General features: G+C 38.4%; 13 protein-coding genes. 6 read left to right on the top strand and 7 right to left on the bottom strand.

Annotated features, from left to right (window positions below; translation table 11 throughout):
• Positions 1-222: 222 nt before the first annotated feature.
• Genes CWB75_RS18620 through CWB75_RS18605 form a run of 4 tightly spaced genes read left to right on the top strand, consistent with a single transcriptional unit; the run spans position 223 to position 1962 of the window.
• Complete coding sequence (locus CWB75_RS18620; protein ID WP_138571415.1) at positions 223-903, top strand: hypothetical protein; 681 nt, start codon at positions 223-225, stop codon at positions 901-903.
• 36 nt (positions 904-939) lie between these two features.
• Entirely contained in the window at positions 940-1350 is a 411-nt protein-coding gene (locus CWB75_RS18615) for a hypothetical protein (RefSeq protein ID WP_249362346.1), read from the top strand.
• A 21-nt stretch (positions 1351-1371) separates the two neighbouring features.
• Entirely contained in the window at positions 1372-1674 is a 303-nt protein-coding gene (locus tag CWB75_RS18610) for a hypothetical protein (protein ID WP_138571414.1), read from the top strand.
• A gap of 15 nt (positions 1675-1689) precedes the next feature.
• A complete protein-coding gene (locus tag CWB75_RS18605) occupies positions 1690-1962 on the top strand; it encodes a hypothetical protein (RefSeq protein ID WP_055013377.1) in 273 nt (90 codons plus the stop codon).
• A gap of 129 nt (positions 1963-2091) precedes the next feature.
• Here CWB75_RS18605 and queE read toward each other — a convergent pair whose 3' ends face one another.
• Entirely contained in the window at positions 2092-2757 is a 666-nt protein-coding gene (queE, locus tag CWB75_RS18600) for a 7-carboxy-7-deazaguanine synthase QueE (RefSeq protein WP_055013381.1), read from the bottom strand.
• 145 nt (positions 2758-2902) lie between these two features.
• On the opposite strand from queE, the gene queC reads away from it, so the two are divergent.
• Entirely contained in the window at positions 2903-3559 is a 657-nt protein-coding gene (gene queC, locus CWB75_RS18595; RefSeq protein ID WP_008110177.1) for a 7-cyano-7-deazaguanine synthase QueC, read from the top strand.
• A 60-nt stretch (positions 3560-3619) separates the two neighbouring features.
• On the opposite strand, the gene CWB75_RS18590 is transcribed toward queC, so the two are convergent.
• The gene (locus CWB75_RS18590; RefSeq protein ID WP_010388452.1) at positions 3620-4069 is read right to left on the bottom strand and encodes a methyltransferase family protein; all 450 of its coding nucleotides are present in this window, start codon (positions 4067-4069) and stop codon (positions 3620-3622) included.
• Between the two features lie 173 nt (positions 4070-4242).
• On the opposite strand from CWB75_RS18590, the gene CWB75_RS18585 reads away from it, so the two are divergent.
• A complete protein-coding gene (locus CWB75_RS18585; protein ID WP_010388451.1) occupies positions 4243-4485 on the top strand; it encodes a hypothetical protein in 243 nt (80 codons plus the stop codon).
• An 8-nt stretch (positions 4486-4493) separates the two neighbouring features.
• On the opposite strand, the gene CWB75_RS18580 is transcribed toward CWB75_RS18585, so the two are convergent.
• From CWB75_RS18580 to CWB75_RS18560, 5 genes are all read right to left on the bottom strand, one after another.
• The gene (locus CWB75_RS18580) at positions 4494-5507 is read right to left on the bottom strand and encodes a hypothetical protein (protein WP_138571413.1); all 1014 of its coding nucleotides are present in this window, start codon (positions 5505-5507) and stop codon (positions 4494-4496) included.
• A 95-nt stretch (positions 5508-5602) separates the two neighbouring features.
• Entirely contained in the window at positions 5603-6268 is a 666-nt protein-coding gene (locus CWB75_RS18575) for a tRNA (adenine(22)-N(1))-methyltransferase TrmK (protein ID WP_138571412.1), read from the bottom strand.
• Positions 6269-6276: 8 nt separating this feature from the next.
• The gene (locus CWB75_RS18570; RefSeq protein WP_138571411.1) at positions 6277-7206 is read right to left on the bottom strand and encodes a class I SAM-dependent methyltransferase; all 930 of its coding nucleotides are present in this window, start codon (positions 7204-7206) and stop codon (positions 6277-6279) included.
• Positions 7207-9201, bottom strand: coding sequence for an excinuclease ABC subunit UvrB (gene uvrB / locus CWB75_RS18565; protein ID WP_138571410.1), 1995 nt, complete (start codon positions 9199-9201; stop codon positions 7207-7209).
• Positions 9198-10577: an MATE family efflux transporter gene (locus tag CWB75_RS18560; protein ID WP_055013372.1), complete on the bottom strand. Its 1380-nt coding sequence runs from the start codon at positions 10575-10577 to the stop codon at positions 9198-9200. The genes uvrB and CWB75_RS18560 overlap by 4 nt, the downstream gene beginning before the upstream one ends.
• Positions 10578-11636 lie beyond the last annotated feature (1059 nt).

Here is an 11636-nt window from a genome sequence, read left to right as displayed (position 1 = left end):
GTTCAAGGTTCAAGGTTCAACAAAATAAAAACAAAAGCGCTGCTCAATAACAACGTTTTTTAGTATTAGCTTTGCTTAAAAGTCATAGAAAACTTAGTGATAGTAATATCTTAGGTAATTTGTTAAAACTATATAAATTAGATAAATGAGAGTGACATAGTAGAAACCTGCGCGACGCGCGCACTATACAATAGTAAGGTGCAAGGAGTAAATATCAAGCGAATGAGCAATATTAATTTAATTGATTTACGCATTAAAATAATGCGAGAAGTTTTAAGCTTATGCTCAATAAACATCTCTGATGATTTTAATTCTCAAATTATTTCAATACTCGAATTAGACAATATCCGTGACTATGGATTTGTAATAGATTCTTTGTATCTGCTCGAAGATACTCAACTAGCTAAGGGTGACTTCTACAATCATGGAATCAATATACATGAATCGAGAAACGAGAAATTTGGTGAAGCATACTTACGCATGTACGGAATATTCAATGCCTGTTATCTTCAACTACAAGCTTTAATAACACTATCTTCTAAATTGAAAATACCATTTTCAAAGAGTGAAGCGGACCATTTACCAATCTTTCTATTTAGGACGTATTACGCTTCACACACCGTAAACACAGGATATAGCTCTGATAGACGTTCTTATATTCTCGACCGACATGCACTATTAAATGGTTCTGTTGAAGGCTATTCGTCAAATACAAATGGTGAAGATCATTTTGTAAAGGCAGACATCCTCGAACTCTTATATGAGTGGGATCATTTCTTAGCCAAAAATCTTAAATCCATGTCATCAAAGTTTACTGATAAAATTGAAATTATACCTCACGATGAATTCGATTTATCTGAGATCTCGGAGCTTATTAAGTCAGAAGCTGAAATGGAATCATAATGCACCTAACAAGCAACTAATTAGGAGAAATAACTATTGGTTTTAGGTAAATCGATAATGCGATGTTTATTTTTATTATATTTGTTTGGATTTGGCTCTTCTGCTGCGTCATGCATTCAAACTGATGATCAAGTTGCAGCATGGAACTTAAAATACAATCATTTATTTAATATAAGTGTACAGCAAAATAATAACTCATTTTTCATTACAGTATATTTACCAGAGAAAATTAAAGAAGAGATGTTTAATTTTGTTTGGGTTGTAGTAGGTGAGCAAGATGACCCACTATTTGCCTTACCAACAACTGTGGTCAAAGAAGAAGGAAAGACAAAAGCTTGGTTTATTGCTAAACCTATTAATGGTGAAAAGTATACATTTATTTTTAGCTACGGAAAAGGTTGCGGCATTGAAATTGAATTACCTGTTGATTTTAAAGAAAAAACATAACAACCATAACGGAGTTTTAAAATGAGAAAAGAGTTCGAATTCACGGTTAAGGGTCATAAAATTAAAATTGTTAACTCATGGTTTAATGGTGCAAAACTATATGTAGATGGCGATTACCGTGATCAAGACTCTACCTTTATTGCTAACGGCAAAACGGCACTTCTTTCAGCTAAACTTGCTGATCTTGGTGTTTTAGAGATTTTCCCCATATCTGCGTTAATATCTGTAGAAATGGATGCATCTTTAATTACGGACGATGAAAGGTTGCAAGTATACAGCTCACATAAGCGTTTAAACTTAACACAGCAGCGATTAGCAAAATAAACACATAGGTAAAATATGAGACTATTAATGGCCCCTTTATTACTCATTATTGCTGGATGCAGTAGTGTTGCGCAAAAAGATAGAAAATACTCTCCGTGCTCTGAAGCATGGTTTAATCATGTTGAACAGCAAATAAATACCGGTGACGGTTATGGACATGGGCCAGACATTGGCTCTTTAGAATGGCGCTCTGTAATCATGTTTAAACTCGGTATTAGAGATAAGCCAAACGTACCAGAATTAAATACTCAGCAGTGGTGCCAGTTTATTGATGAAAATTATATTTAAAGCCTGCTTGGCTTTATGAGTTTAAATTTGTTGAGTTAGGTTGGGGTTTACTCACCCAACCTACGTAATATAACTCAACGCTGAGCAGCTGATCGCTTATAGCTAAGCACTTATAACTGCGCTTTCTCTTTAACTAATACCCAAATACTTATGTACTTGAATTGATAAGCGCCAGTTTTTGGCGATACAAGTATCAATGGCTAATTTAGTTGCCGACGTTTTTTGGCTGATTGGCTGTAAATATACCAGTTTTGGGTTAACACCCGTGGCGACAAATAACTCTTCCAGTTCTTCTACGTGCTTTTGCATAGCAACCGGGTGTTTAATTTCATCGGCGCGTTGCATAGCACTGCTCAATACTTTGTAACCACCACGCATATTAATTTTTGGCGATACCGTAACCCACGTTTGGGCAGGGGCGAGAATTTCAAAGGTGCCACTGGTTTCTATCTGCGTGCTAAAGCCATGATCATGCAATAAATTACACACTGGATTTAAATCGTACATACAAGGTTCACCACCGGTGATCACAACATGCTTGGCGGTATAGCCACGGGATTTAAATAACTCTAGGACCTGCGCGGCACTGGCCTCAGCCCAATGATCAGAGTCGGCTTTTTTTTCTACCGTGTCATCTAGTGATACTTTATATACGTTATCAACATCCCAAGTTTGTTTAGTGTCACACCACGAACATCCCACAGGACAACCTTGCAGGCGTAAAAATATAGACGGCGTACCGGTAAAGCTCGCTTCACCTTGAATGGTTTCAAACACTTCATTAATTTTGTACAAAAGAAATCTCACTTACAACCTGACGGCAAAATTGTTACTATTAAAAATCGCAAAGCACGGTGCAAAAATTGTCATTTATGCCTTGGCCGTGTAGTATATCGCGCCCTGATATAAACCTCTATCAAAACTAAAGAGCAAACCACGTATGACGCAAAAAGTAGTTGTTATTTATTCCGGCGGTATGGACTCATTTACTGTATTAAATAAAGCCTTACAGCAAGGCCATGATGTTTATGCCCTCTCGTTTGATTATGGTCAGCGTCATGTTAAAGAACTTAAAGTTGCCGCCAACGTATGTGAAAAGCTAAATGTCCCGCACAAAATTGTTGATATATCAGCAATTAATCAGCTTATTGGTGGTTCGTCGTTAACAGACGATATTGATGTGCCAGAAGGCCATTACGAAGAAGAAAGCATGAAAAGCACCATTGTGCCTAACCGCAATATGATTTTACTTTCCTTAGCGGTAGGTTATGCAGTGTCGCTTAAAGCGAGCAAAGTATATTATGGCGCGCATTCAGGCGATCATGCAATTTACCCTGACTGTCGTCCTGAGTTTGTTAAAAAGATGGATGATGTATGTCGTATTGCAAATTACGATGCAGTAGAAATTTTTAGCCCGTATTTAAACAATACTAAAATCGATATTTTAACCGATGGTATTAAAATGGGTTTAGACTACAGCCAAACATGGACCTGTTATAATGGTCGTGACAAAGCGTGTGGTAAATGTGGTGCCTGCCAAGAACGTTTAGAGGCCTTTGAGCTTAACAACGTGACAGACCCGCTTGAATATGAGTAAAGTTCAACGTTAATACACTAAAAGGCTACCAAGGGTAGCCTTTTTTGTTGCGATAAAACGTTAAAGCCAGCGTTTTACTCGTGATTTATAATCGTCAAATTGCTCACCAAATAATTTGTGGAGCGCCCGTTCCTCTGGGATTATTTGAAATAAGGTAATGTAAGCAATAAACCCTGCTACACCTAAAAAAGCCCACATTGAACCCAGCCACACGCCCCAGCCTGCTAATATAAACGCAAAACCTAAATACATCGGATTACGAGAGAATTTATAAACACCTGAGGTAACTAAACTAGACGCTTGTTCTGGTTTGTTAGGTAGTACTGTTGTTTTAGCAAACCGAAAACTCACGACCCCAGCAATACAAAATATACACCCAGTAGCGACAAGTGCTAGCGAGAGATAAGTAATAAATGCGCTAAAATCAATCACGGTATAATGTGCAATCAGTGCCATTACAGCAGCAAAAAACACCACAACCACAACCGGTGGAATTTTATTATTTAACATACCTACTCCTTGTATCGATTAAAAAATTCATAATTATTATATGGTGGCGTCACAAATAATAACAATGACTTATCGAATATTTATAAATACAAATAAAGTTACAATTAATTAGCTTTATGAGCGCTTAATTATGGTTATAATTTAAGCTTAAAGAAAAGTTAAAGGAAGTAATTATGTCTGGCACAACAATGATAGTTCTCATTGTACTTATTTCTGTAGGTTCGGGAGTTATTTACGATATGTATAAAAAGCACCTTGAATTTAAACATAAAGTACAGGACAACAATCAAGACGCACACAAACAACTAGCTGAGGTAACCGCTCAAGTGAGTGAACTTAAACAACGAGTACAAACACTTGAAGCCATTGTTACCGACTCAAGCTACAACGTAAAACAAGAAATAAACAAACTTTAATTTATACGTTACAAGTAATTTGGGTATAAATGTGCGTTTTCAGGCTGCTCAATGCCATGGGCAGCTAAAAAACCACCAATTGCTTGACCACACCCTTGTGGCGCTCGGCCACTGTCTATCTCAAAATTTAACTGATTCGCCTCTTGTTTACCCATTGAGCACAAACTAACTGAACTTGGCGAACGCATAGAAACACTTAACTCGCCTATTTGCTCCGCCTGTATATGCTTACTAAAACGTGCAAAACCTTGGTATTTAAAATGCTCGCTCACATAATCATTACTTATAGCAACCAATGCGGCAATAAAACTATGTAAAAAGCTATTTGTTGTTGTATCCGGTGCTAAAAATGACAAAGTTTTGTTATTAAACTCACTCAGCTGGCAACTATCGCAATGAAGTTTAACCGTATACACCTGCTCACCGGTGATTATAGCTTGGCAGTTAATTAGCTCTATTTGGTTATCCGCAAACACAAGGCGATCTATCAGCTCGTTCAATGAAATATTTTTAAACGATGTACTTTTAACAAGCTCGGGATTTTGTGCCATAACGGGTAAGTCATGATGATTATTAAATGGCGTACTGGTTGCGCCTTGGTGTTGCAGCTGAAAAAGCTCTCTTACCTCATGCTCACGCGCCACTTTTAACGCTAAAAATGCAGTTTGAATAAGCTCCGAGGTAGGCAGGTTCTGTTCTACTGGCCAACGGCGACCAAACAATAGTTTTTTTGCTTTATTATCAGCGCGATAATTGTCTGGGCTAAGTACTGCTACTTGCAAATAAACATCACTGTTTTTTTCAGCTGCTAACACACTAAAGTGGTTGGAAAAACTAATGTCGTTAAGCACTTCATTAACACTGGCCAGCGTATGCTTGTAACGCAAAAAATGCTGCGGAACAATCCAATTTTTATTAGCCAGTTGTACTAGGGGCGCATACGAAATAGGTTGCTCGTAACTGTGTTGCCATTTTTGCCCATCATCTAATAATGACTCAATTTTTGTGTTGTTATCTGACATATATAAACCAAATAAATCTGCCTAGCGGCAAGATATTAACTATGAAGCACTTTACGTAGTTAATCATAAAAAGCGATCACACTTTTTGGCAGTATTTAGCGTTCAAATACGCGTTGATACTCTGTTATAACTTTTTGATAGTAAACTCTATCTTTATTGAGCATTCGAGTATAATGGTCAAGCAATTGTTGCTGATATTGATGATGTTGAGGGTTATGTGTATCCCACATATGAGCCCCCGTTTTAGTAATAGTGCCGGTGGCATTAAAACTGACTTGTAGCACTTCGTAAAAACGCTTGTTTTCAACAATAATTTGCTCGCTATCGAGCTGCAAATTACACGCTTTTAAACCCGCACGTACTTTATAGAGGTGCATAATAGGGCAAATAATAAAACTTAGTTGTTTAAGGCTGTGCGGATTATTAGCAATAATTTGCTCAATGAGCTTTAAGCATAAATCGCCCCCCACTCCCGCAATAACGATTACTTGCTTAGCACCTGTTGGCAGTTTAATTTGCGCAACATCTTCGCAGCGCACTTGCCATGAAGGCAAAGACTTTCCTTGCTCAAATTGTTGTAGCGACTGCTCAAGCGCTTCCATTAACTCTGGAATAATGTCAACAAAGTTTATTTGTTTGGCTATGCCGCGCTCAAGTAATGCCATACCTAAAAAGCCATGATCGCAACAACAATCCCAAACAATATCGTAAGACTGTGTAATTAACGAATTGATGGCGTTTAAACGTTTACTCAGTTTCATTTAACTCACTATGTTTTTGTTTTGTACACCAATGCTTTTAAGCTTTTATCGCTATCAATTTCAATAAAGCGATCGGTAGGTTCTAGGCGTTTAACAAACTCAATAGCACCTTGAGTATGCTCTTCAATAAGTGCTTTAAAATCGTTTTCTGTAAGCTCTGGGCTATTAGCGCATAGCAATAACTGTGTAGTATCGTTTAAAAGATCAGGAAGTCTGCGCAGCACTTTTTGATAGTCTTTGGTTAAAATAAAACTGCCTTTTTGAAAACTGGGCGGATCAACAATAATTAAATCAAACGGTGCGGCTTTTTTTAGCTTACCAAACGACTTTAAAATATCGTGCGGTAAAAAACTGACCCCACGATCGACATTATTGAGTTGGTGGTTTTGCTTACCCACTTTTAACACACCTTTGCTCATATCCATGTTCATCACATGATCTGCACCGCCGTGCATAGCCGCAACCGAAAAACCACAGGTATAAGAAAACAAATTAAGTACTTTGGCGTGCTTACTATTTTGCATGACAAACTCACGGCCTTTTCGCATATCAGGAAAAATACCGGTGTTTTGCTTACTCATTAAATCAACCAAAAAACGCACCCCATTTTCGGCTACGCTATGACGAACTGGCAGTTGACCGTGAACAAGGGTGTTATGGCTTTGCAGCCCAGCTCGCTGCTGATACACCAATGCAGTAATTAACTCTGGATGATGTTGTTGTGCCCATTGCCATAACGTATCGGTGAGTGCAGCGAGTGTTTCCTCGTCAATTTCACTGTATGACACCAAAAACAAACTTGGTGGGTAAAAGTCTAAGTTAATATGACTAAGCGCTTCCACACTGTGGCCACGCCCATGAAAAACGCGGCAAAGCTCATTATCGGAAAAAGGCGTGTCTGCCAAAGCATTTATAAGGGGAGTAAAATCGGTTGTCATTTAATTAATCAACTGTTGTTGTAGTTCATGTATTTCGTCGCGCACTGAGGCGGCTTTTTCAAATTCTAAATCACTGGCATACGCATGCATTTTGGTTTCTAACTGCTTAATTTGCGTTGCAATTTCTTTAGCACTGAGGATTTTTTTAGAGTCTTTACGAATAAGCTGTAGATTGTCTTGCGGTGAGGCATCTTCACCTACATCCATTACATCAAGTATCTTTTTAACCAAGGCACTGGGCTCAATACCGTGCTTAACATTATAAGCGTGTTGTATTTCTCGGCGTCGGTCTGTTTCTTCAATGGCTTTGGCCATCGATTTAGTCACTCTGTCACCGTATAAAATAGCGCGACCATCAAGGTGACGCGCCGCACGGCCTATTGTTTGAATAAGTGAGCGTGCTGAACGTAAAAAGCCTTCTTTATCGGCATCTAAAATAGCCACTAGTGCAACTTCTGGCATATCTAAGCCTTCACGTAGTAAGTTAATGCCTACTAACACATCAAATACACCGGCACGTAAATCACGAATAATTTCTACCCGCTCTACGGTATCAATGTCAGAGTGTAAATAACGTACTTTTACATTGTGCTCACTCAGGTAGTCGGTCAAATCCTCAGCCATACGTTTGGTAAGCGTGGTTACCAGCACTCGCTCTTTTGCTTCAACACATTTGTAAATTTCTGAGAGTAAATCATCAACTTGATCGCCTACCGGGCGCACTTCAATAACAGGGTCAAGTAAGCCGGTTGGACGAATAACCTGCTCTGCAACTTCGCCGTTGCTGCGCTCTAATTCAAAGTCGCCTGGGGTGGCCGATACATAAATGGTTTGTGGTGCAATGGCCTCAAACTCTTCAAAACGCAGTGGCCTGTTATCCATAGCTGAGGGCATTCTAAAACCATATTCAACGAGGTTTTCTTTACGGCTTCTATCGCCTTTATACATGGCACCGATTTGCGATACGGTTACGTGCGATTCATCAATAATCATTAATGCATCGTCGGGTAAATAGTCCAGTAATGTTGGCGGTGGATCGCCAGGCGTACGCCCCGATAAATAACGGCTGTAGTTTTCAATACCAGAGCAATAACCAAGCTCGGTCATCATCTCTATATCGTATTGGGTACGCTGAGCTATGCGTTGCTCTTCTACTAACTTATTTGCGCTAAGCAATTGTGCTCTGCGCTCTTTGAGTTCGGCTTTAATTTTTTCTATGGCTTCGAGAATTTTTTCTCGTGGCGTTACATAGTGAGTTTTAGGATAAATAGTGGCACGTACTATGTGTTTTTCTACCGCACCGGTTAATGGGTCAAAAATACTTAAGCGTTCAACTTCGTCATCAAACATTTCTACACGCACTGCATAGGTGTCTGATTCAGCTGGAAATATATCAACTACTTCACCACGAACGCGGTATGTACCGCGACTAAAATCAATATCGTTTCGCGTATATTGTAGCTCTGCAAGACGGCGCAGCATGTCACGTTGGTCGACCTTTTCACCCACTTTTAAAAGCAGCATCATTTTCATGTATGAGTCAGGATCGCCCAAACCATAAATTGCCGATACTGACGCAACGATGATGGTATCGCGTCGCTCTAAAAGCGCCTTGGTGGCGCTGAGTCGCATTTGCTCTATATGCTCATTAATAGATGCGTCTTTTTCGATAAAGGTGTCGCTGGCTACCACATAGGCTTCAGGTTGGTAGTAATCGTAGTAAGATACAAAGTATTCAACCGCATTGTGTGGAAAAAATTCTTTCATTTCGCCATACAATTGAGCCGCTAAGGTTTTATTATGCGCCATAATAATAGTTGGCCGGTTTAAATCACTAATAATGTTAGCCATAGTGAACGTTTTACCGGTTCCCGTTGCGCCTAATAAGGTTTGCTGGGCCAGTCCGGCTTCTAAGCCTTCACACAACTGAGCAATAGCGGTTGGCTGATCCCCTGCGGGTTTAAATTTTGATACTAGCTGAAAATGATCGCTCAATGACTACACTCCTGTAATGCTTGACTGCTTAACGCTTCAATTTCTTTCATAAACCACTTGTAGGCTACAAGTGCTGTAAATAAATTACCAATGGCCGCGCCAATAAACAAGCCGATTAAGCCTGCAAGTTCGTTCCCGATATACGCAAAGGGAATATAAAAAACAAACAATCGAATAACGCTTAAAACTAAGGCGTTCATGGGTTTGTGTAAAGCGTTAAACGAGGAGTTTGATAAAATGATCACTCCTTGCAAGCCATAACTTAAAGGAATGGTATAAATAAACAGCTTGATGACATCAACAACCGCTTGCTCTTTACCAAATATTTCACTAATGACGCCTGAAAAAATAATTAAAATAATATAGATAATGAACTGCCATAACATTACAAACTTGAGCGTACCTAGGTAGGCATCTTTTACGCGAGAAAAATGACTCGCTCCAAAGTTTTGGCTAATAAAAGGTGGCAAGGTCATCGACAAGGCTAATACCACTAAACTCGCTATTGACTCTATTCGACTCCCTACCCCAAAAGCAGCCACGGCTTCGGGACCATGATGAGCAACCAATGCAGTCATTACCGCCATAGCAACTGGGGTGAGCATGTTAGCACCCGCTGCCGGTAAACCAATTTTTAAAATTTTACGAATTGCACCAATAACAGTTTGTTTGCCCGCTTTTAAACTAAGCAACTGCTTTTTAGCAATTAATATGTATAAAATAATCGCCACTCCAACTGCCCAAGCTATAACACTGGCAATAGCAGCGCCTTTAATGCCTAATGCGGGAATGGGACCAAAGCCAAAAATCAGCATAGGATCGAGTACGGCATTTATAAGTCCAGCCCCCCCCATAATAATACTCGGTGTTTTAGTATCACCGCTCGCACGCAGTACAGAATTACCAATCATTGGGGTAATTAAAAACACACTGCCCAAAAACCAAATACTAATATACTGATGAATTAGCGGGAGTACTTGCTCCCCTGCCCCAAGCAACGTAAATATGGGATCAATCAATAAATAGCCACTAGCAGATAAAATTAATACTAATATTACCGCTACCAACAACGAAACACTGGCATCAAAACGCGCTTCTTCTAAATTGTTACTGCCTAATGCTTTTGCAATAACCGCAGAAGTCCCTATACCTAAACCAATTGCTAAACTAATCACGGTAAAAGTAACAGGAAATGTAAAACTAACTGCAGCAAGCGGCTCTGTACCCAATAAACTAATAAAAAAAGTATCAACTATGTTGAACATCATCAGGGTAATCATCCCAAAGATCATTGGAACGGTCATTTTCTTTAACGTAGGCAAGATTGGAGCAGTGAGTAAATCAGGGCGAGTATGTGATTGAGAATGTGCGCGCATAAAATAAATAAGCCTCTTTTACTGAACGGCATATTTTAAAGCATCCGGAGAGTTCAAGCCATGCTTTATTAAATCTAAACAACTAAATCAGCCTTTAATCTACAAACTATTACTTTTACGCTGTTGTAAATAAATTTTGCACAAACACATTAAAAATCAAATTAAATACATTTATGTAACTTTTGCAACATTTACTTTTTAGATTTTGTTGCTTTATTACACAGTTAGCGATGATGCTTTATCGTCACGAAAAATTTTATTTATCGTTTAGGTGGCTATCTAAGCTGAATCATAAGCCTTTGTTTTTTAATATATAAAAAAAAAGCTTTTTAATACTTGAAATCGTTGTAGCGCCCTACAGTGCTGGGGGTGCTGATGTTCTTAAAGTTTAATAAACAGAGTTATCCACAGAAACCGTGGATAACTCATTCAACCCCGCGTTTATAAAGGGCTACAACCCGGTGCAAATTTAACAGTGTTGTGGTTTTTTTACGTTATCAATATGGAAACAGCGCAAAATGGTTTTGTAACTCATTAAAACGAGATTATTTGTTTATTTAATGCAAAACCATATTTATGTTGAATAAATAGCCAACCCTTTGATTGCTCTGTTTTTATACAAAACCCACATAACTCTACAAACATTTTATTTTAATCAACATAGAAACTATCTATTACGTCTTTCATTTAGATTTAGTTCAACAAACTTTAACGATACAAAGTAAAAGTGAGGTATTTATTTTAAATACGTTTATAAAGTCTTTTTAAAAATAAAGGAAATAGACCAGTTTTTTGTTACTAAAAGCTACTTTTTAAAATTTTATGGCAACTTTTATTGGATAAAGATCCTTACTTGATTCAAATATTACGCTGTTTTTGTAAAACAATATCACTACGCTTTACTTAAATAGTGTTATAAAACGCGCAGATTGCACATAAAAACAACGAATAGACCTCTTTTTTGAATTTATGATCTTTTATATGTTGACACTTTGCTATGCGGTCATTAATATTTCGCCCCGTTGAAAGGCAAGACGCTTCCCCCTTAGCTCAGTTGGT

The sequence above is a fragment of the Pseudoalteromonas sp. S1608 genome (assembly GCF_005887265.1).
Classification (GTDB): Bacteria; Pseudomonadota; Gammaproteobacteria; order Enterobacterales; family Alteromonadaceae; genus Pseudoalteromonas; species Pseudoalteromonas undina.
The sequence above is the reverse complement of the archived record's forward strand: the minus strand, read 5'-3'. Positions and strand labels throughout refer to the sequence as shown.